We start from the raw sequence: 24,077 nt of genomic DNA on the forward strand, positions 1-24,077 counted from the left end.
TGTACCGCCGGCGGGGCCGTCACTGGACCTTCTTCTTCCGCCGGCGAACATATATATTGTACCGTCGGCCTCCCTGTACCCCGCGACGAACGCGGTGATATGGGCAAAGTCAGTGCGAAGTCACGTCGGGCGGGACCATCCCACGGGGTTTCTGATTTCGCGTGCCAAGAGTCAACGACTGGCACCCGTGCACCATTCCCAGTTCGGCGAATCTGCGGCCAATCCGTCCTGGACCAGGCACGGGACCCGCCGCGGGGCCGGCGGTCCGGCTGGCCAGGACCCGTCAGGGTCTGATGCGCCTGGTCAGGGCAGGCCTCGACCAGGCCTGGGCCCGGACACCTGACCGGGCCCGCGCCGGAACGAACACCGCCTCGGGATCACCCGCAGCTCACCCCCGGCTCACCCGCGGCCGGATGTGCCGACGCCGCCCGACGCCGCGAGACGGGGCGCCGCGGGATCGGGTTCCGCGGGATCGGGTTCCGTGGAATCAGCCGCCGGGACCTCAGACCTTGACGGCGAGCACCGGGCATGGCGCCTCGACGAGGATCCGCTGCGCACCCGCACCGAGGATGAGCTTGCCGACAGGGCTGCGCTTGCGCAGGCCGATCACGATCAGCTCGGCGCCGGTGCTCGTCGCCGTACGGATCAGGTCCTCGGCGAGATCGCCGGTGCCCTCCTCGACGCGCACGTCGAGCCCGGCCGCCGGGCCGCTCATGAGCTCGTCGAGCTCTGCCTGGCACTCGTCGACGGGACGCTTCCCGCTCGTGACGACGACCAGCGGGGCACTGCGCTCCCGGGCCTCGGTGACAGCGGTGCTGAGGGCCTCTCGGCCCTCGGACGTGGCGAGGTGGCCGACGACGATCGTCATGTCAGCCGACGCTACCCCACACCCCGGCCCCGTCGATGCCGCACACGGCGCGCGGACCGCACTCACACGGCGGCCATCTCGTCCGAACCCGCGTCCCCACGGGAGTCGCCACGGGGGTCGCCGCCGGAGTCGCCGCCGGAGTCGCCGCGGGAGTCACCGTGGAAGAGGGCCTGCTCCCGCCGCACCCAGCCCGGCGGGACCCCACCGACGATCGCGCTGCGCAGCAGGAGCGCGAGCCGGTAGTCCGCGTCCACCCCGAGTGCGTCCGTCACCCGCTCGGCCGCCAGGCCACCGTCGCCGTGCCACCAGGCCACGAGCGCCAGCAGGAGGTACGCCGGGGCCCTCCGGTTGCGGGGCACGTGCCTGACCACCGCCTCCAGCACGGCGCGGGCCGGCCGGGTGATGTCCTCGTCGGGCGGGATGCCCCGTTGCGGGTCGATGATCTGCGCCATGACCGCCCCGGTGGACCGGTCCGTGTCGCCGTCCGCCTCCCGCCGCGCGGTGCGGAGCGCCGTCTCCGCCGTGCCCGGTACGAGGCTGAGCAGCACCGCGTCCCGGACGGGCGTGTCCGCGAGCGCCGCACCGATCTTGCCCAGGTCCACCGGGGAGAGTGGCACGTGCTCCCCCGGCGCCGCGCGCGACGTGGCCCGCACCGCGGCGCGCCACAGGCTCAGGCTCTCCGCACCCCAGTCGGCGAGCGCCCGTTCGGCCTGCGCGACCTGCTCGGCCCGCACGGCGATGCCTCGGCCGGAGGTTCGGGCCGTACCTCCGGCGGGACTTCCGGCGCCGCCTCCCGCGGGCCGCGGTCCGAACGCCGCGCCGTCGACCAGGCCGCCGTTCGGGAACATCGCGCCGCCGTTCGGGAACCTGGTCCGGGTCAGGAGCCGGCGGTAGGTGTCGGTCCAGCGCGCCGCGGCCCGTCGCGCCTGTGTCCGGGCGGCCTCCGGCGCGGGCCGCAGGGTGTACCGCTCCTCGCGGGTGCCGGCCACGGTGCGGCCCTCCAGGACCATGTGGGCGGCGACACGGGTGCCCTGGAGCGCGGACAGCGGCCGGCCCTGCGCCGGGCAGCACATCGGGTCGGTGCAGTCGAGCGCCCGGAAGCCCGTCGGCGTCACGAGCCAGACCTCGGTTCCCGGGAGCCGCCGGTCGAGCCGTGCCCGCAGCAGGTCCGCGGCGCGCCGTGCGGCACCGGAAGGCGCGGTGACGTCCGTGGCGGTGTACAGCACCACGACCGCCCGGTCCGCGCCGTCGGCCACCACGTGGTCGGCGAGCCAGCGGGCCGTGGCCGCGCCGTCGGGACCGTCGGGGTCGCCCGGGCGGCGCAGGCGGAGGTCGGCCAGGTCGACCCGGGCCACGAGCCCCACCCGCTGGCGCGGGCCGCTCAGGCTCACCACGACCGCGGACTCGACCGGCTCGAAACCGAGCCGGTACGGGACGTAGGCGAGGAGGTCCTCGGGCCCGGCCACGCGGACCACCAGAGCGGCCGGGACCTGTCGGCCGTTCGGGACCGCCGACCGCCGGAGGTCGTCCGGGGAGATGCCGTACCCGGGGATGGCGTTCCCCGCGAGGTCGCGACGGGAGTTGTCATTGGCGGGACTGTCGTGCGCAGGGCTGTCGGTGACGCAGTTGTCGTGCGCTGAGCTGTCGTCCGGGACGCCGTCCCGGACCGTGCCGTTGTCGGGGTTCATGTGGACGATCTCAGCCCGCCGGATCGACGGCTGCGCGCCCAGTCGGGCCGTGTGGACAACGCGCTTCCTGTGGTCGCGCTCGCTCCCGCACCGCCCCGTCCCGACGGTCTCGTCACGGCACGCTCTCATCACCGCACGCTGTCGTCACCCGGGCCTGTGCGGCTACGGTGTGCGACGTGCCCCGCTTCGCCACAGCCCGCCGCACGGCCGCGCTCGCCGCCGCCATCGGGCTGGCGCTCGCCGCCACGGGGTGCGGCGCCGGGACCGAGCAGTCCGCGACGGGCAGCACCACCACCGACGGCAGCACCACGAGCAGCCCCGGCCCGAGTGACGTCGCGACCGGCGGACCCACCGAGCTGCCGACCTTCGACCCGTCGTCCGCGGTGGCGACCTATGCGCAGGGGTTCCCGCCGGAGCTCTTCCCGATGCCGAAGGACGCGACGCTGCTCGCCTCGTCGGCGCAGCCCGTGCCCGCGGCCGCGGGGTCGAAGGGGTCGAAGACGAAGAGCGTCCCGATGACCCAGGTCACGCTCAACCTGTCGTCGAGCCGCCCGACCGACCAGGTGATCAAGCAGGCCGAGAAGATCCTCACGGCGCAGGGCTTCCGGCGGATCGACGCGCCGGAAGCGAGCGGTCTCACCGCGCAGACGGCGTTCCTCCGCATCACCCAGGAGAAGTCGGGCGAGGTGCAGGAGTCGCTCGTGGTGGGCGTGCTCGACGACGGCGAGCGGCGCCTCGGCTCGATCAGCGGCACCGTCCGCACCCCATAGGCTGGTGTCGTGCCCGTCTCTCCTGCCCGTCCCACCGCTCTGAGCCCCACCCCCCTGGACCCCGCCGCCCTCGTGGACGCCGAGCATCTCCGCGACGACGTGGACGCCGCCGTGAGCGCCCACCTCGCCCGGCTGGCGGCCGAGGTCGGCGCGATCAGCCCGAGCGCCGAGGCCATGGTCGAGGAGGCCGCCGGGCTGCTGGCAGGCGGCAAGCGGCTGCGGGCCGCGTTCTGCTACTGGTCGTTCCGCGCGCACGGCGGTTCCGCCGACCCGGCCGACCCCGCCCGTGTCGCGACCGTCCGGGTGGGCGCCGCGCTCGAGCTGTTCCAGGCCGCGGCCCTGCTGCACGACGACGTGATGGACAACTCCGACACGCGCCGCGGCCGCCCCACGGCCCACCGCGCGTTCGCCGCGAGGCACGCGGGCGCGGCCTGGGCCGGCGAGCCGGTGCGGTTCGGCGACTCCGCCGCCATCCTGATCGGCGACCTGGTGCTCCTGGCCGCCCAGCGCGAGCTGTCGGCGGCGCTCGCGCCCCTGCCGGCGGACGTCGCCGAGGCGACCCGCGCCCGCTTCGACGAGATGCAGAGCGAGGTGGTGGTGGGCCAGTTCCTCGACGTGCTGGTCCAGGCGGAGCCGTGGGGTCAGGACCCCGCCGCCGACGAGGAGCGCGCCCGGAACGTGCTGCGCGCCAAGACCGCGAGCTACTCCGTGGCCGCCCCGCTCGCGCTGGGTGCGCTGCTGGCCGGCGCCGGACCGCAGGCGGCGGCCGGGATCGAGGCGGCGGGCAAGCCGCTGGGCGAGGCGTTCCAGCTCCGCGACGACGTGCTCGGCGTCTTCGGCGACCCGGCCGTCACGGGCAAGCCCGCCGGCGACGACCTGCGCGAGGGCAAGCGCACGGTGGTCGTCGCCCGCACGCTGGCGCTGCTGCCCGACACCGACGGCCCCGAGGCGGCCGTCCTGGTCGCCGCACTCGGCAACCCCGACCTGTCCGACGAGGACGTGGCGCGGGTGCGTGAGGTCATCGTCGGCTCCGGAGCGCTGGACGCCGTGGAGCAGCTCATCGCCGACCTCGCCGTGCGCGGTCACGCGCTGCTGGACCTGGCGGACCTGGCGGAGCCGGGCCGGGGGCTGCTCACCGATCTCGCCCACGCGGCGGTCGACCGGACGGCCTGAGCCTCCCGAGGTCGAGCCTCACCACGTCCAGATTGTGACCTCTTCGCCCTTCTTCAGCTTCTCCCCCGCGGCGGGCTCGGTCTCCTTGACACCCTCGTCGAACAGCTCGCCGAACCCCCGCACCGCCGACGAGTAGCCGGCCTCGTCGAGCAGGGCCTGGGCGTCCTCGACGGACATCCCGACGACATCGGGCACGGTGCCCTGGGCGCCCAAGCTCACCACGATCGTGACGGTGCTGCCCGGCTCGGCGCCCTTGCCCCCGCCCGGCTGGGTGCGGATCACGGTCCCGGCCTCGGCCTTCTTGTCGAACTTGTCCTCCCGGACGACGTCGAAGCCCTGGGCGGCCAGCGCGTCCTGCGCCTCGGCCGCGGACAGGCCCGTCAGCTCAGGCACGGTGACGGGCGGGGCCCCGTCGGAGACGGTGAGCCGCACGGTCTCGTCGGTCGGGACCGTGCCGCCGTCGCGCACGGAGGCCCAGATCACCTGGTCGCGCGCCACGTCGGCGGAGTACTCGCGCGAGACCTCGACGTCGACGAGGCCGACGTCGCGCAGCGCCGCCCGCGCCTGCTCCTCGGTCATGCCCACCAGCCCCGCCGGCACCTCGGCCAGCTCCGGTCCGAGCGAGACGACCAGGCGCACGGGCTCGTCACGCAGCGAGCGCCGCCCCTCGTCGGGGGCCACCGAGATGACCTCGCCCTCGGGCACGTCGGAGTCGTGCTGCGGCACCTTCAACGGCGTGAGCCCGGCCTCGGTCAGCGCCTCCTCGGCCTGGGCCGCGGCCACGCCCACCACGCCGTCGGGGACCACCGCGTAGGCGCCCGGGCCGTGCTCCGTGTACCACCAGGCGCTGAACAGGACCGCGACCACCGCGACACCGAGCAGGATCCTGCCGCCGCGCCGCGGCCGGGGCGCGGGCGGCGGCGGGGGCGGCGGCGGGGGCGTCTGCTGCTGCGCCACCACCCACTGGCCGGCCGGCGGCCGCTCGACGACCGCGGTGCGCGCCGCCTTCACCGCGGCGGACGACGGCGGCGGCGCCGCCTTCGCGGGGATGTCCAGCACCTCGTTCGGGATCTGCCGGAACGTGCTGCGCAGGGCGTCGAGCGCCACCGCGGCGTCGTGCGGGCGTCGGTCCGGGTCGCGCGCGGTCAGGGCGCGGACCAGGAGGTCGAGCGGGCGGCCCAGGTGGCCGGCGAACGCGCTCACGGGCGGCACGTCGGTGTTGACGTGCGCGAACGCGACCTGGATGGGCCCCTCCCCCTCGTGCGGCAGGCGGCCGGTGAACAGCTCGAACGCGAGGATCCCGACGGCGTACACGTCGGCGCGCGCGTCGACGTGGCCCGTGGCGATGGTCTCCGGCGCGAGGTAGGCCACCGTGCCGAGGATCGTGCCCGTCGTCGTGTTCGACACCTCGGAGATGGCGCGGGCCAGGCCGAAGTCCGCCACCTTGGGCCGCCCCGTGCCCTCCTCCAGCAGCACGTTCTCCGGCTTGATGTCGCGGTGCACGATCCCCTTGGCGTGCGCGGCGGCGAGCGCGGAGAGCACCACGTCGAGGATCGCGAACGAGCGGCGCAGCGTGAGGTCGCCGTCGCGGATGAGCTGGCGCAGGTTGGTGCCCGGCACGTACTCCATGGTCAGGTAGCGCATGTCGCCGTCGGTGCCCTGGTCGTAGACGGCGACGACGCCGTGGTGCTGCAGGCCCGCGGCCGACCGGGCCTCGCGCTCGAAGCGCTGCCGGAAGCTCGCGGCCTGCTCGCCCTCCGCGAGGTGCGGATGCATCACCTTCAGCGCGATCTCACGGTTCAGCCGCGTGTCGTGGGCGCGGTACACCGTGGCCATGCCTCCGCGCGCCACGCGCGCGACTATCTCGTACCGCCCGTCGACCAGGCGGCCGATGAGAGGGTCTGCCGTCACCTGAGCCACGGGTGGGAGTGTACGGGTGACCACCCACGGCCCGGCCGGAACGCGCATACCGGACGGCGGGCCGTTGCCGGATCGTTGCCGTGTCTCCCGTCCGGGCCGCGTCGCCTAGGCTTCTCCCGTGACAGATCTCGACGCCCTCGTGGGCGAATGGCTGACCCTCCCTGACCTCGCCGAGGCCCTCGACATCGAGGTCGGCAAGGCCCGCGGCCTGGTGAGCGACCGGCACGTCGTCGGCATCAAGCGTGGCGAACGCACGACCTTCCAGGTCCCGGCGGTCTTCGTGCTGCCCGACGTCGAGGGCCGCCCCGGCGTGATCCCGACGCTCCGCGGCACCATCATGGTGCTGTCCGACGCGCAGTTCACCGAGGAGGAGATCCTCGAGTGGCTGTTCACGCCCAACGACGAGCTCGGTGAGCGGCCCGTGGACGCCCTGATCGGCGGCAAGCGCGCCGCGGTGCGCCGGGTGGCGCAGACGCTGCTCTGACCGTTCCCGCGGCCGCCCTCGGGGGCGGCCGCAGGACCAGCTAGGCGCGGAGCATCTCCGCGACCTGGAAGGCCAGCTCCAGCGACTGCTGGTGGTTCAGCCGCGGGTCCACGAGCGTCTCGTAGCGCAGCGCGAGGCCGGCGTCCGAGATCTCCTCGCTGCCGCCGAGCACCTCGGTGACGTCGTCACCCGTGAGCTCCATGTGCAGGCCGCCCGGGACGGTGCCCAGCGCCTTGTGCACCTCGAAGAACCCGGCCACCTCGTCGAGCACGTCCGTCAGCCGGCGGGTCTTGTAGCCGCTGTCCGACGTGATGGTGTTGCCGTGCATGGGGTCGGTGACCCAGGTGACGTTCGCGCCGGACCAGGTCACGGCCTCGACCAACGACGGCAGCACGTCGCGCACCCGGCCGGCGCCCATGCGCGTGATGAACGTCAGGCGCCCCGGCACGTTGTCCGGGTTGAGCCGCTCGGTGAGCGCCAGGGCGTCGTGCGGCGTCGTCGTCGGGCCGAGCTTCACGCCGATCGGGTTGGCGATCCGGGACATGAAGTCGACGTGGGCGCCGTCGAGCTGGCGCGTGCGCTCGCCGATCCACAGGAAGTGGGCGCTGGTGTCGTAGGCGTTGCCGGTGCGCTGGTCCGTACGGGTCAGCGCCCGCTCGTAGTCGAGCACCAGGGCCTCGTGGCTCAGGAAGAACTCCACGGAGCGCAGCGCGTCGAAGTCGGCGCCGCACGCGTGCATGAACCGGATGGCCCGGTCGATCTCGTCCGCCGTCTTCTCGTACCGCGCGTAGGCGGGGTTGCTCATGAAGCCGCGGTTCCACTCGTGCACCTGCCGCAGGTCGGCGAAGCCGCCCTGTGTGAAGGCCCGCACGACGTTGGCCGTGGCCGACGAGATCCGGTACGCCTGCTCCAGCCGCTCCGGGTCCGGGATCCGCGACTGCGGCGTGAACGGGAACCCGTTGATCATGTCGCCGCGGTAGGCGGGCAGTGTCTCGCCGTCGCGCGTCTCGGTGTCGCTGGAGCGCGGCTTGGCGTACTGGCCCGCCATCCGGCCCATCTTCACCACGGGCGTGCTCGCGCCGTGCGTGAGCACCACCGCCATCTGGAGGATGGTGCGGATCTTGTTGCGGATGCGGTCGGCGTTCGCCTCGGCGAACGTCTCCGCGCAGTCTCCGCCCTGGAGCAGGAACGCCTCGCCCCGGCCGGCGGCGGCGAGCCGCTCGGTCAGGGTGTCGGCCTGTGCGGGCACCACGATGGGCGCGGCCTGGGCCAGGCGGCCCGTGGCGGCCGCCAGCGCGGCCGGGTCCGGCCACGTCGGCTGCTGGCGCGCCTCCAGCGTGCGGTAGTGGTCCAGCCCCGCCGGACCGGCGGCGCGCTCGGCCGGGTCGGCGACGGTGCTCATCGAGCCGCCGCCGTCCGCGGTGCCGGTGCCGCCGGTGCGACCAGCGGTGCCGGTGCCACCTGTGACGCCAGTGGTGCCCGCACGGTGCTCAGTGCTCCGCGGGAGCGGCCGGCACGAGCGGCTGGCCGATCTCGGCGAGGATCTGGCCGAACCACTCCTGCGAGACGTCGAACGCCTTGCCGCCGGCGATGCGCGGGAACGCGATGGCCTTGAGCCGGTCGCCGTCCTCCTCGTCGTGGCCGATGACGCCGGACTCGCCGCGCAGCGCGCACTCGACCGCGTAGTCGGTCATCGACTTGATGAGGCGCAGGTCCTCGGAGTTGGCGGCCGCGGCGCGCGAGAAGTAGCCGGACTTCTGCACCATGACCTTCTCGGCGCCCAGCTTCTCCGCGAACTGCTTGGCGAACCACTGGCCGGGGTTGATCGTGTCGAGCTTCACGTGCCCGAACGGGTCGCGCTCCACCGTCTCGCCGGCCGCCTCGAGCTGAGCCACGATCTCGTGCATGCCCGCACCCTCCGACAGGAAGATGTTGACGTTGCCGATCTCGTCCATGACGCCGCGCAGGCGCTTGGCCTCGCCCTCCAGGTCGATCTCGAGCTCCGGCAGGAACACGGCGTGCACGTCCCAGCGCTCGCGCGACAGGCCGAGGGCGGGGGCCCACTCCTGCTCGTCGAGCCAGCCGCGGTAGGACTGCGCCGTGGCAGCGGTCAGCCAGCCGCAGTGGCGGCCCATGACCTCGTGCACGATCAGCATGCGCGGGCCCACGCGGTTCTCGCCGATGACGTTGGCCGCGAACTTCGCGCCCTCCTCGGCGGCCGTCCACGCGCCGAGCGACTGCTTGATCGGCACCACGTCGTTGTCGATCGTCTTGGGCAGGCCCACGACGGTCAGCTCGTAGCCGTTCTCGTGCAGGTAGGCGGCGAGGTCGGCGGCGGTCGTGTTGGTGTCGTCACCACCGATGGTGTGCAGCACGTCCACGCCGTCGGCCTTGAGCTGCTCCGCGGCGACGTGCAGCGGGTCCTGGCCCTCCTGGACGAGGCCGCGCTTGACCGCGTCCTTGACGTTGGTCAGCTTCACGCGCGAGTTGCCGATCGGCGAGCCGCCGAACTTGTGCAGGACGTGAGCCTGCTTGCGAGCCTCGTCGTCGATCTCGATCTTGTTGCCCGTCAGCAGGCCGTGGTAGCCGTGCAGGTAGGCAATGATCTCGATCTCGGGGTCGAGCTCGGTGTAACGCTCGATCAGACCGCCGACCGAGGACGACAGGCAGGGCGCGAAGCCGCCGGCGGTCAGCAGGGCCACACGACGAACAGCCATCGGAGGAGCACCTCTCATCAGGGAAATTTCGGGGGCACCGCGGCCGGCGTTCGCCCGCGCGGCACCCTTCGTCGTCATCCTACTGAGCGGTGAGGGTCGCGCTCGGCACGTCCGGTGACTGAGCACCCTGTCGGAGCGCGGCCCGCGCGTGAGAGAATGCGTGCGAGCCTCCCGGTGCCTAGTGGCCCGGGAGGCTTTCCGTTATGACGAACTCCGTGATCCCGAGCTCACCGCAGACCCCGCCCGCCCGACTGACGATCCGGCCCACGACCACGGCCGACCAGCCGGTCCTGGAACGGCTCTGGCTCCTGTTCCGGCACGACATGTCCGAGGTCTCCGGAGCACTGCCCGATCCGACCGGCCAGTTCCGGCGCGAGCGGCTGGACGCGGCGTTCACCGACCCGGGCTGGCGCGGCGTCGTCGCGCACCTTGAGCCCGCCGGCGCACCGCCGTCGCCGGTCGGGTTCGCGCTGGTACGCGGCCTCGACGGGCCGATCCGGGTGCTCAGCTCGTTCTTCGTGGTGCGCGCCGTGCGGCGCATCGGCGTCGGGCGGGAGCTCGCGGCGCACGTGCTGGCCGCGTTCCCCGGCCGTTGGGACGTCGCGTTCCAGGACGCCAACCCGCCCGCGGTGCGGTTCTGGCGGGCGGTGGCCACGGACGCCGTCGGCGCGGCCTGGACGGAGGAGCACCGCCCGGTCCCGGGCCGCCCCGACCTGCCTCCGGACACCTGGATCTCGTTCACGACCAGCTAGGAACGACCAGCTAGGAACGACCAGCTAGGAACGACCAGCCAGGAACGAGATCGGTCGGTCGGTTCGAGATCGGTCCATCGTCGGACCGATCTCGAACCAACCGACCGAAGTCGCGCGCCCCTACCCCAGATCCTCAGTTGAGCAGGTGCAGGCTGTCCTTGTTCTTGTCGGCGTACAGGCGCTCGACGTCGGCGTCGAAGTCCTTGAGGAACACCGCCCGCTTCACGCTCTGCTTGGGCGTGAGGTACCCGTTCTCGATCGTCAGGTCGCCCGCCAGCACCGTGTACTTGCGGATCGACTCGGCCTTGGAGACCGCCTTGTTCGCCCGCTGCACCGCGCCGTCGAGGGCCGCGAGGACGTCGGGGTCCTTGCGCGCCTCGTCGACCGACATCGCCGGCTTGCCGTGCATCTTGAGCCAGCCCGGCAGGCCCTCGGCGTCGAGCGTGAAGAGCGCGCCGATGAACGGCTTGCCGTCGCCGACCACGACGCACTGGCTCACCAGGGCGTGCGCGCGGATGCGGTCCTCCAGCATCGAGGGCGCCACGTTCTTGCCGCCGGCCGTGACGATGATCTCCTTCTTGCGGCCGGTGATCGTGAGGAACCCGTCGTCGTCCAGCACGCCCAGGTCGCCCGTGCGGAACCAGCCGTCCTCCGTGAACGCCTCCGCCGTGGCGGCCTCGTTCTTGTGGTACGCCCGGAAGATGTGGTGGCCCTTGAGCAGGATCTCGCTGTCCTCGGCGATCTTGACGCCGCAGCCCGGGAGCTGCAGGCCGACCGAGCCGATCTTCGTCGCCGTCGGACGGTTCACGCTGGTCGGCGCGGTGGACTCCGTGAGGCCGTAACCCTCCAGCACCTTCAGCCCCAGACCCCGGTAGAAGTGGCCGAGGCGCTCGCCGAGCGGGCCGCCGCCCGAGACCGCGAACTCCGCGCGCCCGCCGAGCTTGGCGCGCAGCTTGGAGAAGACCAGCGCGCTCGCGACGGCGTGCTGCAGCCGCAGGCCCAGCCCCGGGCCCGACGCCGTGTCCAGCGCCCGCGACCACGCGATGCCCGTCGCCGTGGCCCAGTGGAAGATCTTCGCCTTGCCGCCGGCCGCCGCCGTCTGCTCGGCCGTGTTGTAGACCTTCTCGAACACCCGCGGCACCGCGAGGATGAAGGTCGGCTTGAACTCACCCAGCGCGTCGACCAGCGTCGACGTGTCGCCCCAGTGCCCGGTGACGACGCCGCCGGCCACCGCGAGCACGTGGATGTAGCGGGCGAAGACGTGCGCCATCGGGATGAACAGGAGGGTGCGTCCGCCCTCCTTGGCGAACACCTCCGGCACGGCCTCGACGGCGTTCACGGCGAGCGACGCGAAGTTGCGGTGCGTCAGCTCGGCGCCCTTGGGGCGACCCGTGGTGCCCGAGGTGTAGATGATCGTGGCCAGGTCGTCGAGGCCGGACAGGCCCCGGCGCCGGGCGATCTCGTCGTCGGACACGTCCGTGCCCTCGGCCGCGACCGCGTCGAGCGCACCGTCGTCGATGACGAGCACGTCGGTCACGAGCGGGGTCGCGTCGCGCACCTCGGCGACGGTGGCGGCGTTGGCCGCGGTCTCGGCGAAGACCAGCTTCACCTCGGCGTCGGAGAGGATCCACTCGACCTGCTCGGCCGAGGAGGTCTCGTAGACCGGGACGGGCACCGCACCCGCGGCCCATGCCGCGAAGTCCAGCACGGCCCACTCGTACCGCGTGCGGCACATGATGCCGACGCGGTCCCCGGGCTCGATCCCACGGGCCACCAGGCCCTTCGCCACAGCGACCACCTGGGCGTCGAACTCACCGGCGCTGACGACCCGCCAGGGCTCGCCCTTCCCCGCAGGAACCTCCATCATCGGCTTGTCGGCGCCGGCGCCGACCCGCTCGGCGAGCACATCGTTGAGATTGGAGGTGGGGGGCAGCTCGATGAGGATCGGGCTGAAGATCTCGTCCATTCTGACTCCAGTGGCAGTACTGACCGTGCCTGCAAAGATACCGGGAAACGGACGCCGCGTGTTGCACTCCCGGCGGTCGCTACCCTGGTTGTGCGCACCTTCTTGGTGCAGCCCCCTTTTCGACGGTCCTCGCGGCCGTCGCGCAACGAGAGAACGTGAGGACGAATGCACGCCATCGGGGTCGACATCGGCGGCACCAAGATCGCTGTGGGAGTCGTCGACGAGGAGGGCAAGATCCTCGCCCAGGTGCGCCGGGAGACCGACGCCGACGACGTCGCGCACATCGACCGGGCCATCGCGGACGCGTGCAACGAGCTCGTCAAGGAGCACGAGGTCGGTGCGATCGGCCTGGCCGCGGCCGGCTTCGTCAGCCCGGACCGCACGTCCGTGAACTTCGCGCCCAACATCGCCTGGCGGGAGTACCCGCTGGCCGCGAAGGTCGCCGAGCTGGTGGACGCCGACCTGCCGATCGTCGTGGAGAACGACGCGAACGCCGCCGGCTGGGCCGAGTTCCGGTTCGGCGCGGGCCGCGAGGCCACCGACATGCTCATGCTCACGGTCGGCACCGGCCTGGGCGGCGCCGTGATCTCCGAGCGGGAGCTCGTGCGCGGCAAGTGGGGCATGGCGGCCGAGGTCGGGCACATGCGCGTCGTGCCGGAGGGCCACTACTGCGGGTGCGGCCACGAGGGCTGCTGGGAGCAGTACGCGTCGGGCAGCGCCCTGGAGCGCGACGCCCAGCACGCCGCCGTCGCCCGGGTGGACCAGGCGGACCGCCTGCTCGAGCTCGCGGGCGGCAACCCGGAGAAGATCCGCGGCCGCATGGTGACCGAGGCCGCCCAGGAGGGCGACGAGCTGTCGATCGAGCTGCTCGCGACCCTCGGGCGCTGGATCGGCGAGGGGTCCGCGTCGGTCGCGGCCCTGCTGGACCCCGAGCTCATCGTGATCGGCGGCGGCGTCGGCGCGGCCGGCGACCTGCTGCTCGGCCCGGTGCGGCGCGGTTTCGAGGCCCAGCTCTCGGCGATGGGCCACCGGCCCGTGGCCAAGATCGAGCTGGCCGAGCACGGCAACGAGGCCGGCATAGTCGGCGCGGCGGACCTCGCGCGCCGCTGACTCGTTCCCCGTAACGTGTCAGACCCTCAGATCACCCGGGTGATCTGAGGGTCTGACACGTTGGTGTGAAAGCTGGCTACACGATGCTTCTTGTCGTCTGAACCTGCGGCTCCGCTCCGGTTCAGACGACGGCGCCCGGGCCGTCGTCGTCCGGGTCGCGCTGGTGCGGCATGCGCCAGATCAGCACGCCCAGGCCGGCGACGAACAGGCCGAGCCCGATCTGGCCCGCGAGCGGCGGGATCGAGACGGCCGGCACCGCGGCGGACACGATCATGCCGATCACCGCGAGCACGGGCACGCCGACAACGAAGCTCCACGCCATCGTGAGCAGCGGGTCGCGGGACAGCAGCGCGGGCGGCTCCGGCGGCGTGAAGTGGGACTCCGCCTCCTCGAGCGCCTCGGCGTCGGGCGACAGCGGCCAGTCGCGCGGGCCCGAGGGCGTACGCGACGCAGAGGGGTCCGACGACGAGCCCCGTCCCGCGCCCGGCTCGTCGGCCGGGCCCGGGTCGCCGGTGCTCGTCCAGTCGCCACCGGCCCAGCCGCCGTCCGACCAGCCACCCACCTGGCGGCCGGCGCGGCCGGCGCCCGCGTCACCGGACCCGCCGCCCGGCCGGTCGCCGTCCGCGCGCCCGTCGTCGTCGCTGCCCTCGTCACCGGGCCGCGATGTCTGAGAAGATTCGGCGGACTTCTCCGCGCCGTCGGTCTCCCCGTCGGCCCGAGAGACGTCCATGTCGCCGAGCGTGGCGACGATGTCGGCCCAGCGCGATGCCACGTCGTCGTCGCCCAGCTCGCGTGGGGTGTCGCCGGGCACGTCGTCGTCTCGGTCGTCGGTGTTCGATGCGGCCATGGGCACACTCTATTGTCGGACACGGGCCCGCGGGGGCGGGTCTTGAGGAGGAATCTTGTTCTACTGGGTGATGAGGAACGTGCTGGTCGGCCCGCTGCTGCGCCTCGCGTACCAGCCGTGGGTCGTCGGCGGCAAGAACGTGCCCCGCAGCGGCGCCGCGATCGTGGCCAGCAACCACCTGGCGGTGATCGACTCGTTCATCCTGCCGCTGCTGATCAAGCGCCGCGTGACCTTCCTCGGCAAGTCCGACTACTTCACCGGCAAGGGCCTCAAGGGCAAGATCGTCGCCTGGTTCATGACGGGCATCGGCGTCATCCCCGTGGACCGCTCCGGCGGCGCCGCCAGCGAGGCCGCGCTGCGCACCGGACTGCGCGTGCTGCGCGAGGGCAGCCTGTTCGGCATCTACCCCGAGGGCACCCGCAGCCCCGACGGCCGCCTCTACAAGGCGAAGACCGGCGTGGCCCGGATGGCGCTCGAGTCGGGCGCCCCGGTCATCCCCGTCGCCATGGTCGACACCGACGTCGCCCAGCCGGTGGGTAGGACGATCCCCACGTTCATGCCGCTCGGCGCCGTGATCGGCGAGCCCCTCGACTTCAGCCGGTACAAGGGCATGGAGAGCGACAAGTTCGTGCTGCGTGCCGTCGCCGACGAGATCGAGTACGCGATCCTCGCCCTGTCCGGCCAGGAGTACGTGGACGCGTACGCGGCCAGCGCCAAGGAGCGCGCGGCCCGCGGCGAGCCGGCGATCCCGACGGCGGAGGAGGGCCCCGGCGGCCTGCCCCTGCCGGAGGTCGAGAAGCCGCGTCGACCGAAGCGCTGACGCCGGCCGGCCCGGAACGGCCGCGGCCGGCTACCGCGCCGGCGCCGCTGTCGAGCTCCGCACCACGAGGCTCGTCGCGAGCTCGGTACGCAGCGTGTGTCCGCTCGCCGTGCGGGCGCGGTGCACCAGGTCGACGGCGGTGGCGCCCATCTCCGCGAGCGGCTGGCGCACCGTGGTGAGCGCCGGGTCGATCCACGGCGCGATGGGCAGGTCGTCGAAGCCCACGAGCGAGACGTCGCGCGGCACGACGAGCCCGGCCTCACGCAGGGCCCGGAGCGCGCCGAGCGCCGTGTCGTCGCTGCTCGCGAAGATCGCGGTGGGCGGGTCGTCCAGGGCCAGCAGGCGCTGCGCGCCCTCGTACCCGGAGGTCACGCCGTAGGCGCCCACGTGGACCAGGTCGTCGTCGGTGGTCAGGCCGGCCCGGATCATGGCGGCGCGATAGCCCGCGAGCCGGGCGATGGCGTTGTCCTGCTCCAGCGCGCCGGTGATGGTGGCGATGCGCGTGTGGCCCAGGGAGAGCAGGTGCGCCGTCGCCTCCAGCCCGCCCTGGAAGTTGGTGGCGCCCACGCTGAGCATGCCCTCCGGCGGCCGCTGCCGCGGGTCGACGACGACGAGCGGCGTGCCGGTCTGCTCCAGGGCGCGCCGCGCCTCGGCGTCGGGCACCGCGACGATGCTGACCAGCCCGTCCGTGCCGCGCTCCAGCGCGTGCCGCACCCAGGCGCTGCAGTCGTCGGGGTCGGGCTCGACGGCCAGGATCACGTCGAGCCCGAACCGGCGGGCGCCGGCGACGGCGCCCCGGACCACGGCCTCGGACCAGGTCCCCTCGAAGTCGACGATGCGGACGTCGATCATGCCGGTCGGCTTGGCCTGCGGCGGGCGCACCTCGTAGCCGTGCCGCGCCAGCGCCTCGGTGACGCGCGCCCGGGTCTTGCCGGACACGTCGGGCCGTGCGTTGAGGACCTTGGAGACCGTTGGGACCGAGACGCCCGCCTCGGCCGCCACGACGGCGAGCGGGATGTGCGGCTGGTCGGTTGCCATGGGTCCTCCGTCGGACATCGGTGAAGCGAGAAGCGAGCGTTTCCGAAATCAGGATGGTAGCCCATGGCGCCGCGTGCCCCGGCAAACCAACCGAAAAGAGGCCGTGGGCTGGTTGACACCGCCCTGCGGCACGTCTAACCTCCCGGGGTCTTTCCGAGATTCGGCTTCGAAATTTCGGAAGCAGGTCAACAAAGGAGTGATCGTGAACAGGACACCTCGCCTCGCCGCAGCGGCGACGGCGTCGACCCTCACGCTGGCCCTCGCCCTGACCGGGTGCGGACGCAGCGACGAGGCCGGCACCACGGCAGACAGCGCCAGCGACATCTCGGAGGGCCCCGCGACGGGCACCGTCGAGGTGTGGGCGATGGGTACGGAGGGTGAGCTGCTGCCCGAGCTCGCCGAGCAGTTCGAGGCCGACAACCCGGACGTCACGGTGAACGTCACCCCGGTGCCGTGGGAGTCGTCCACCGAGAAGATCAACACCGCCATCGCCACCGGCGAGGTGCCCGACGTCATGCAGGTCGGCACCACCCTGATGAGCGGCTTCGTGGGGCTGGACGGCCTCGCGCCGACGCCGGAGGACATCGACTCCGACGCGTTCTTCCCGGGCGCCTGGGAGACCACCGAGGTGGACGGCACCTCGTACGGCGTGCCGTGGTACGTGGAGTCACGCGTCCTGTACTACCGCACCGACCTCGCCGAGGAGGCGGGCGTCGAGGCGCCGCAGGACTGGGCCGGCCTCACCGACTTCGCGGCCGGGCTGCAGGACGCCGGGGCCGAGCACGGCATCGCGCTGCAGACGCGCGGCAACTCGACCGCCCTGATGTACTTCCCGTTCTACTGGCAGGCGGGCGGCGAGATCCTGGACGACGCCGGCGAGTTCACGCTCGACAACGACGCCCAGGTCAAGGCGCTGGAGTACTACTCCTCGTTCATGCGCGACGGGCTCGCCCCGCCGGTGCTCGTCGAGGACGAGAAGGTACAGAACTTCATCGACGGCAAGCTCGGCTCGTTCGTCTCGGGCCCCTGGGAGCGCGCCAACCTGCTGACCACCGCGGGTGACGACTTCGCCGACAAGTTCGGCGTGGTGCCGCTGCCCGCGGACGAGGCGACGGCGTCGTTCATCGGCGGCTCCAACCTCGCCGTCCTGGCGGACGCCGCCAACCCGGACTCGGCCTGGAAGTTCGTGCAGTTCGCCACCGACCCGGCCACCCAGGTCGACTGGTTCGGCATCTCGAACGACCTGCCGGCCGTCCAGAGCTCGTGGGAGGACCCCGCGCTGGCCGACGACGAGGCCGTGGCCGTGTACCAGGGCGTGCTGGAGACCGCGCGCTCCACCCCCGCGATCCCCACCTGGTCGGAGATCGAGCACGAGCTCGACCTCATCATCGAGCAGACCATCGCGGGCGACCTGACCCCCGAGGAAGCCGCCGCCACGATGCAGGAAGCGGCCACCTCGATCGGGACGGGCCTGGACTGACCCGTGGCCAGCTCCGCACGCCGCCGTCGCACGGGCCTCGCCGCCTGGGGCTTCGCGCTGCCCTTCACGATCCTGTTCGCCGTGTTCATGCTCGTCCCGGTGGCGTCCTCGCTGTACATGGCGTTCACCGACATGCACGGCTCGGACCTCCGGACGCCGTGGGCCGTGAACTTCGTGGGGTTCGACAACTTCGCGGCCGTGCTGGCCGACCCGAAGTTCCAGCAGGCCGCCGGCAACACGCTCTACTTCGTCGGGGTGGCCATGCCGCTCACGCTCGGGGTGGCGCTGCTGCTGGCGGTCCTGCTGAACTCGGGGCTGACCTGGTTCCGGTCGGTGTTCCGCGTGGGCTTCTACGCCCCGGTCGTGACGTCGATCGTCGCGGTGGCGGTGGTGTGGCGGTTCCTCCTGCAGCCCGACTTCGGGCTGGTGAACTCGGCCCTCGGCCTGGTCGGCGTCGACGGGCCGCGCTGGCTCACCGACGAGACGTGGGCCATGCCCGCGCTGATCATGATGGCGACCTGGCGCAACGTCGGGTACTCCATGGTGATCCTGCTGGCCGGGCTGCAGGGCATCCCGCGCGACCTGTACGAGGCCTCCGCCATCGACGGCGCGGGTGCCGTGCGGCAGTTCCGGTCCATCACGGTGCCGCTGCTGCGGCCCACCCTGCTGTTCTGCGCCGTCATCACCGGCATCGGCTACCTGCAGTTCTTCGAGGAGCCGTTCGTCATGACGCAGGGCGGGCCGCTCGGGGCCACCAACTCGGTGGCCTACGAGATCTTCAACCAGTTCGGGTTCGGGAACTACGGCCTGTCGGCCGCGATGAGCTACGTGCTGTTCGTCGCCATCGTGATCCTGTCCTACCTCCAGTTCCGCCTGCTCAGGACGGAGAAGTGATGACGGTCCTCACCGAGCGGTCCGGCACGCGCCGCGCCGCCTCGCACCCCTCCGCCCCCGGACGGCCCGCCGGACGCCGCCTCACCCCGCGCGCGATCCTGCTCAACGTCGTGCTCCTGCTGGGCCTGACGGCCTCGCTCGGGCCCCTGGTGTGGATGGTCGTCTCGTCGGTCAAGCCCGAGGGCGAGATCCGGCAGTTCCCGCCCACCCTGCTGCCCGAGCAGCTCACGTGGGACAACTACACCGAGCTGTTCGCGTCGCTGGACTTCCCGCGGTTCTTCGCCAACTCGGTGATCGTGGCGCTGGTCGTCACCGTCGGGTCCGTCCTGTTCAGCGCCATGGTCGGCTACGCCCTGGCCAAGCTCGACTTCCCCGGCCGCCGCGCCCTGTTCCTGCTGATCATGGGCACGCTGATGGTCCCCGGCATGGTCACGTTCGTGCCGCTGTTCGTGCTCGTGGCCAACCTCGACCTGATCAACACCTACGCGGCGCTGATCCTGCCGTTCCTGGCGGCGCCGTTCGGCGTGTTCCTGATGCGCCAGTTCATGCTCGACATCCCGGACGAGCTGCTCGACGCCGCCCGGGTCGACGGCGCCGGCGAGTTCCGCACGTTCTTCGCCGTCGTGCTGCCGCAGACCAAGCCCGCGCTGGCGACGCTCGGCATCCTGACGTTCCTCGGGTCCTGGAACAACTTCCTGTGGCCCCTGGTCGCCGTCCAGTCGGCCGACAAGTACACGCTGCCCGTCGCGCTGGCCCTGTACTCCACGGGCCAGAACACCGTGCAGTACGGCCTGCTGGTGGCGGGCGCGACCGTCATCGTGCTGCCCATCCTGATCGTCTTCCTGGCCCTGCAGCGGCACATCGTGCAGGGCATCTCCACCACCGGCCTGAAGTAGGAGTTCTTCCGTGACCGAACAGATCACGCTGCCCACCGCGCCCGAGTTCCTGTGGGGCGCCTCCACCGCGGCGCACCAGATCGAGGGCGGCAACACCAACAGCGACTGGTGGGCCAAGGAGCACGTCGCCGGGTCGCTGTGCGCGGAGAGCTCCGGCGACGCCGTCGACAGCTACCACCGCTACGGCGAGGACATCGCGCTGCTGGCGGACGCCGGCCTGAACGCGTACCGCTTCTCGATCGAGTGGGCGCGCATCGAACCGGCCGAGGGCGAGTTCTCGCGGGCTCAGCTCGCGCACTACCGGCGCATGATCGACACCTGCCTCGCGGCGGGCGTCACGCCCGTGGTCACGCTCCTGCACTTCACGCTGCCGCGGTGGTTCGCCGAGCGCGGCGGCTGGTTCGCACCCGACGCCGTCGACCTGTTCAGCCGCTACGTCGAGACCGCCAGCCAGATCCTGGACGACGTCCGCCACGTGGTGACGATCAACGAGCCCAACATCACCTCGATGATGCTCGGCGCGAGCCGGCGCACCAACCTGGACGCCGCCGGGCTCGCGGCCCCGGACCAGGCGGCCTCCGAGATCCAGGCGACGGCCCACCGTCGCGCCGTCGACATCCTGCACGGGCTGGGGCACGTGCAGGCCGGCTGGACCATCGCCAACCAGGTGTTCCAGGCCGCGCCGGGGGCGCAGGAGGCGCGCGACGCGTACGCCTACCCGCGCGAGGACTTCTTCCTGGAGGTCGCGCGCGGCGACGACTTCGTGGGCGTGCAGAGCTACCTGCGCACCATCATCGGGGCGGACGGCGAGCCCATCCCCTTCGGCGACGACGTCGAGAAGACGCTGACCGGCTGGGAGTACTACCCGCAGGCGCTCGGCGAGGCGCTGGAGTACACCCACAAGATCACCGGCGGCGTGCCGATGATCGTCACCGAGAACGGCATGGCCACGTCCGACGACGCCCGCCGCATCGACTACACGACCGGCGCCCTCGAGGGTATGGCCCGCGCGATGTCCGCCGGCTGCCGGGTGGACGGCTACCTGCACTGGTCGCTGCTCGACAACTACGAGTGGATGAGCGGGTTCCGGCCCACGTTCGGGCTGATCGCCGTGGACCGCACCACGTTCGAGCGCACGCCCAAGCCGAGCCTCGCGTGGCTCGGCCGGGTCGCGCGCACCGGCACGCTGCCCGCCTGACCCGGCGGCGCCACTGCGCGTCACCACCACACCGAAGCACCGCACCTGACCAGAGCACCGCACCTGTCACCACTACGACGACGTAGGAGACACCCGATGAGCAGGATCCGCACCACGATCGCGACGGCCGCCGTCGCCGCCCTGGCGTTCACCGCACTGCCGGCGAGCGCCACGGGGGCGACGGCGGCCCCGGAAGCCGCAGCCCAGAGCACTTCCGCGCAGGACCGCCGTCAGCTCCGCACCTGGGCCGCGGACACCTGGCGCTCGTTCGAGGCCCTGGTCGACGAGGAGACCGGCCTGCCCGACGACAACATCGGCGGCGACCTGGACCCGGCCAGCCGCGGCGGCTACACCTCGCCGACCAACATCGGCGCGTACCTGTGGAGCACGGTGGTGGCCCGCGACACGGGCCTGATCGGGCGCACGGAGGCCCGCGAGCGCCTGGCGACCACGCTGCACACCGTGGCCGGGCTGGAGAAGCACGAGCCCAGCGGCATGTTCTACAACTGGTACGACCCGGCGACGGGCGACAAGCTCCTGACGTTCCCCACGAGCGGCGACCGGATCAAGCCGTTCCTGTCGAGCGTGGACAACGGCTGGCTCGCGACGGGTCTGCTGCTGACCGCGCGGGCGGAGCCCTCCCTGGCCCGCGCGGCGGACGCCGTCCGCGAGGACATGGACTTCGGCTGCTACTACGACCCGGCGCAGAACCAGATCCGGGGCGGGTTCTGGGACGTGGACCCGCAGGAGACCGCGCCCGTGGCGGGCGACTACTGCGAGATGGGCGCCGATGTCTGGTACACGGGCCACCACTACGGCGCGTTCAACACCGAGCCGCGGATCGCCTCGTACCTGGGCATCGCCGAGGGGCAGATCCCGGCGGAGCACTACTTCGGCACGTACCGGACGTTCCCCGACACGTGCGACTGGTCGTGGACCGAGACCCGGCCGGTCGGGCAGTGGGCCGAGCACCTCGGGGTGCCGGTCTTCGAGGGCGCGCTGCCGTACCGGGGGATGCGGGTGGTCCCGACCTGGGGCGGCAGCATGTTCGAGGCGCTCATGGTGCCGCTGTTCGTGCCCGAGGAGACGTGGGGCCCGCGGTCGTGGGGCCGCAACCACCCGCTGTACGTGCAGGGTCAGATCGAGCACGGCCTGCGGGAGGCGGACTACGGGTACTGGGGCTTCTCGCCGTCCAACAACCCGGCGGGCGGGTACCGCGAGTACGGCGTGGACCAGCTCGGGATGGACGGTCCGGGCTACACGTCCGACCAGGAGCGCACCACGGTGGACCAGCCGTACGAGGGCTGCCGCGAGGGCTCGCCGGCGCCCACGGAGTACGGCGACGGCGTGGTGACGCCGCACGCGTCGTTCCTCGCGCTGCGCTACGCGCACGGTGCCGCGATGACCAACCTGCGGAACATCGCCACGGACTTCGACGCGTACGGCCCGGGCGGCTTCTACGACGCCGTCGCCGTGCGCAGCGGGCAGGTCTCGCAGCGGTACCTGTCGCTGGACCAGGGCATGATCATGGCCGCGCTCGGCAACGAGCTGGCCGACGACGCGATGCGCCGCTACGTCGCGCCCGGCGCCCTGGAGCGCGAGGTGCGCCCGCTGATGGCCATGGAGACGTTCGCCGTCGGCCGCGACTAGCACCCCCTAGCCCCCCGACGTGTCAGACGCTCAGGTCCCCCGGGGGACCTGAGCGTCTGACACATTGGAACTTCCGCACCACCCACGAAGGAGTAGCTCCTTGGCTTCCGTCGACCTCGCCCCGCGCCTCGGGCGCACCGTGCTCTACCAGATCTACCCGCAGTCCTTCGCGGACTCCAACGGCGACGGGATGGGCGACCTCGCCGGGATCGCGGAGCGGCTGGACTACCTCGCCTGGCTCGGGGTGGATGCGATCTGGCTCAGCCCGTGCTTCGTCTCCCCCTTCGCCGACGCCGGGTACGACGTCGCCGACTTCCTGACCGTGGCGCCGCGCTACGGCACGAACGAGGACATGGCGCGCCTCACGGAGGAGGCCGGGCGGCGCGGCATCTCGGTGCTGCTCGACCTCGTGGCCGGCCACACGTCGGACCAGCACCCGTGGTTCCGCGCGTCGGCCGACGACCCGGACGACCACCGGTTCGTGTGGAGCGACGTGCCCGCCGAGGGCTTCCAGCCCGGCCCGGGCAAGCGGGGCGGGTACTACAGGCCCAACTTCTTCCCCGTGCAGCCCGCGCTGAACTTCGGCTACGCCCGCACCGACCCGGCCGAGCCGTGGCGCCAGCCCGTCGACGCCCCGGGCCCGCTGGCCAACCGGGCCGCGCTGCGCGAGATCATGGCGCACTGGTTCGGGCTCGGAGTGGCCGGGTTCCGCGTGGACATGGCGGCGTCCCTGGTCAAGGACGACCCCGGCCACGTGGAGACGGCCAGGCTGTGGCACGAGATGCGCGCCTGGCTGGACCGCGAGTGGCCCGGCCGCGTGATCATCAGCGAGTGGGGCGACCCGAAGGTGGCCGTCCCCGCGGGTTTCCACGCCGACTTCTTCCTCCAGTTCGGCGGGGACGACGACGGGCTGCCGCTGCGCTCCCTGTGGAACAACGGCGCTGGCACGGTGAGCCCCGGGTGGGGCGAGCTCTCCCCGTGGGCGGACGGCGACGGGGCGGGCGACGCCGCGACGTTCGTCCAGGCCTGGCGGGCCGCGACCGACGCCATCGCCGCGGCCGGCCGCGGCGGCGTGGTGGGCCTGCCGACGTCGAACCACGACTTCACGCGGCTGGTCGCGGGCCCGCGCGACGCCGAGCAGGCGCGGGTGGCGCACGTGCTCACCATGACGTGGCCCGCGATGCCGTCGGTCTACTACGGGGACGAGATCGGCATGCGGTACGTGCCGGGCACGCCGACGCTGGAGGGCTCCCGGCTGGGCCCCACCTACGACCGGTCGGGCTCGCGCACCCCGATGCAGTGGGGCGACCTGCCCGCGGACCCGTACGGGCCCGGCAAGCCCGCGACCTCCACGTACCTGCCGCAGGACCCGGACCCCGACCGGCCCACGGTCGCCGCCCAGGTGGACGACGACGGCTCGCTGCTCCGCCTCGTGCGCGACCTCATCGCCCTGCGGCACGGCGACGAGCGCCTCGACGTGGCGGCGCCGACCGAGGTGCTCGCCACGGGGTATCCCCTGGCGTTCGTGCGCGCCGGCTCGCTCGCCGTGGTGCTCAACCCGGGCCGCGCGGCCGTGCGGCTCCCGCTGGACGGCGCCGCGGGCGCGCGGCCGCTGGTCGCGCGGGGCCTCCGGGTCGAGGCGGGCAGCGGCGAGGCGGCCAGCGGCGAGGCAGGTGGCAGCGAGGCAGGTGGCAGCGAGGTCGGCGCGCCCGAGGCCGGCGACGTCGTGCACCTGGAGGGGCACGGCTACGCCGTGCTGGACCTCGCGGGCGCGTAGGCGCCTCCGGTGCTCGGCACCCGGTACGC

Annotated in this window: 20 protein-coding genes; 12 read left to right on the plus strand and 8 right to left on the minus strand. The window is 72.7% G+C overall.

The window, feature by feature from the left end:
* Positions 1 to 502: 502 nt before the first annotated feature.
* Positions 503 to 868 carry a universal stress protein gene (locus ACH45N_RS20345; protein ID WP_397397155.1) on the minus strand — a complete coding sequence of 122 codons (366 nt, stop codon included), beginning with the start codon at positions 866 to 868 and terminating at the stop codon, positions 503 to 505.
* Positions 869 to 930: 62 nt separating this feature from the next.
* Positions 931 to 2,556, minus strand: coding sequence for a DUF4192 domain-containing protein (locus tag ACH45N_RS20350; RefSeq protein ID WP_397397157.1), 1,626 nt, complete (start codon positions 2,554 to 2,556; stop codon positions 931 to 933).
* Between the two features lie 176 nt (positions 2,557 to 2,732).
* Between ACH45N_RS20350 and ACH45N_RS20355 the strand changes: the two genes are divergently transcribed.
* Entirely contained in the window at positions 2,733 to 3,326 is a 594-nt protein-coding gene (locus ACH45N_RS20355; protein ID WP_397397159.1) for a hypothetical protein, read from the plus strand.
* A 9-nt stretch (positions 3,327 to 3,335) separates the two neighbouring features.
* On the plus strand, positions 3,336 to 4,499 hold the full coding sequence (locus tag ACH45N_RS20360) for a polyprenyl synthetase family protein (protein WP_397397161.1): 1,164 nt from the start codon (positions 3,336 to 3,338) through the stop codon (positions 4,497 to 4,499).
* Positions 4,500 to 4,517: 18 nt separating this feature from the next.
* Here the strand turns inward: ACH45N_RS20360 and pknB are convergent, their stop codons facing one another.
* The gene (pknB, locus tag ACH45N_RS20365; protein ID WP_397397163.1) at positions 4,518 to 6,419 is read right to left on the minus strand and encodes a Stk1 family PASTA domain-containing Ser/Thr kinase; all 1,902 of its coding nucleotides are present in this window, start codon (positions 6,417 to 6,419) and stop codon (positions 4,518 to 4,520) included.
* A gap of 118 nt (positions 6,420 to 6,537) precedes the next feature.
* Between pknB and ACH45N_RS20370 the strand changes: the two genes are divergently transcribed.
* Positions 6,538 to 6,903 (plus strand): Rv2175c family DNA-binding protein, encoded by a 366-nt coding sequence (locus tag ACH45N_RS20370; protein ID WP_397397165.1) that lies wholly within the window; start codon positions 6,538 to 6,540, stop codon positions 6,901 to 6,903.
* A 40-nt stretch (positions 6,904 to 6,943) separates the two neighbouring features.
* Here the strand turns inward: ACH45N_RS20370 and ACH45N_RS20375 are convergent, their stop codons facing one another.
* Positions 6,944 to 8,305 (minus strand): class II 3-deoxy-7-phosphoheptulonate synthase, encoded by a 1,362-nt coding sequence (locus ACH45N_RS20375; RefSeq protein ID WP_397397167.1) that lies wholly within the window; start codon positions 8,303 to 8,305, stop codon positions 6,944 to 6,946.
* Positions 8,306 to 8,393: 88 nt separating this feature from the next.
* Positions 8,394 to 9,620 (minus strand): pyrophosphate--fructose-6-phosphate 1-phosphotransferase, encoded by a 1,227-nt coding sequence (locus ACH45N_RS20380; RefSeq protein ID WP_108495681.1) that lies wholly within the window; start codon positions 9,618 to 9,620, stop codon positions 8,394 to 8,396.
* Positions 9,621 to 9,823: 203 nt separating this feature from the next.
* Between ACH45N_RS20380 and ACH45N_RS20385 the strand changes: the two genes are divergently transcribed.
* Positions 9,824 to 10,372 (plus strand): GNAT family N-acetyltransferase, encoded by a 549-nt coding sequence (locus ACH45N_RS20385; protein ID WP_397397169.1) that lies wholly within the window; start codon positions 9,824 to 9,826, stop codon positions 10,370 to 10,372.
* Between the two features lie 133 nt (positions 10,373 to 10,505).
* On the opposite strand, the gene ACH45N_RS20390 is transcribed toward ACH45N_RS20385, so the two are convergent.
* On the minus strand, positions 10,506 to 12,338 hold the full coding sequence (locus tag ACH45N_RS20390) for an AMP-dependent synthetase/ligase (RefSeq protein WP_397397171.1): 1,833 nt from the start codon (positions 12,336 to 12,338) through the stop codon (positions 10,506 to 10,508).
* A 165-nt stretch (positions 12,339 to 12,503) separates the two neighbouring features.
* Here ACH45N_RS20390 and ACH45N_RS20395 point away from each other — a divergent pair, with 165 nt between their 5' ends.
* Positions 12,504 to 13,448: an ROK family glucokinase gene (locus ACH45N_RS20395; RefSeq protein ID WP_397397173.1), complete on the plus strand. Its 945-nt coding sequence runs from the start codon at positions 12,504 to 12,506 to the stop codon at positions 13,446 to 13,448.
* A 121-nt stretch (positions 13,449 to 13,569) separates the two neighbouring features.
* Here the strand turns inward: ACH45N_RS20395 and ACH45N_RS20400 are convergent, their stop codons facing one another.
* The gene (locus tag ACH45N_RS20400; protein ID WP_397397175.1) at positions 13,570 to 14,295 is read right to left on the minus strand and encodes a hypothetical protein; all 726 of its coding nucleotides are present in this window, start codon (positions 14,293 to 14,295) and stop codon (positions 13,570 to 13,572) included.
* 55 nt (positions 14,296 to 14,350) lie between these two features.
* On the opposite strand from ACH45N_RS20400, the gene ACH45N_RS20405 reads away from it, so the two are divergent.
* Positions 14,351 to 15,115 carry a lysophospholipid acyltransferase family protein gene (locus tag ACH45N_RS20405; RefSeq protein WP_397397177.1) on the plus strand — a complete coding sequence of 255 codons (765 nt, stop codon included), beginning with the start codon at positions 14,351 to 14,353 and terminating at the stop codon, positions 15,113 to 15,115.
* 30 nt (positions 15,116 to 15,145) lie between these two features.
* On the opposite strand, the gene ACH45N_RS20410 is transcribed toward ACH45N_RS20405, so the two are convergent.
* Positions 15,146 to 16,153: a LacI family DNA-binding transcriptional regulator gene (locus ACH45N_RS20410; RefSeq protein WP_397397179.1), complete on the minus strand. Its 1,008-nt coding sequence runs from the start codon at positions 16,151 to 16,153 to the stop codon at positions 15,146 to 15,148.
* A gap of 202 nt (positions 16,154 to 16,355) precedes the next feature.
* On the opposite strand from ACH45N_RS20410, the gene ACH45N_RS20415 reads away from it, so the two are divergent.
* The 6 genes from ACH45N_RS20415 (at position 16,356) to ACH45N_RS20440 (ending at position 24,048) form a co-directional block, all read left to right on the plus strand.
* A complete protein-coding gene (locus tag ACH45N_RS20415; RefSeq protein ID WP_397397181.1) occupies positions 16,356 to 17,633 on the plus strand; it encodes an extracellular solute-binding protein in 1,278 nt (425 codons plus the stop codon).
* A gap of 3 nt (positions 17,634 to 17,636) precedes the next feature.
* Positions 17,637 to 18,527: a carbohydrate ABC transporter permease gene (locus ACH45N_RS20420; RefSeq protein WP_397397184.1), complete on the plus strand. Its 891-nt coding sequence runs from the start codon at positions 17,637 to 17,639 to the stop codon at positions 18,525 to 18,527.
* Positions 18,527 to 19,423: a carbohydrate ABC transporter permease gene (locus tag ACH45N_RS20425; protein ID WP_397397186.1), complete on the plus strand. Its 897-nt coding sequence runs from the start codon at positions 18,527 to 18,529 to the stop codon at positions 19,421 to 19,423. Before ACH45N_RS20420 ends, ACH45N_RS20425 begins: the two co-directional genes overlap by 1 nt.
* 10 nt (positions 19,424 to 19,433) lie before the next feature.
* Entirely contained in the window at positions 19,434 to 20,621 is a 1,188-nt protein-coding gene (locus ACH45N_RS20430; RefSeq protein WP_397397188.1) for a glycoside hydrolase family 1 protein, read from the plus strand.
* A 96-nt stretch (positions 20,622 to 20,717) separates the two neighbouring features.
* Entirely contained in the window at positions 20,718 to 22,271 is a 1,554-nt protein-coding gene (locus ACH45N_RS20435) for a glucoamylase family protein (protein ID WP_397397190.1), read from the plus strand.
* Positions 22,272 to 22,371: 100 nt separating this feature from the next.
* Positions 22,372 to 24,048: an alpha-amylase family glycosyl hydrolase gene (locus ACH45N_RS20440; protein WP_397397192.1), complete on the plus strand. Its 1,677-nt coding sequence runs from the start codon at positions 22,372 to 22,374 to the stop codon at positions 24,046 to 24,048.
* Positions 24,049 to 24,077: the final 29 nt, after the last annotated feature.

The organism is Promicromonospora sp. NPDC019610 (genome assembly GCF_044389365.1).
GTDB lineage: Bacteria > Actinomycetota > Actinomycetes > Actinomycetales > Cellulomonadaceae > Promicromonospora.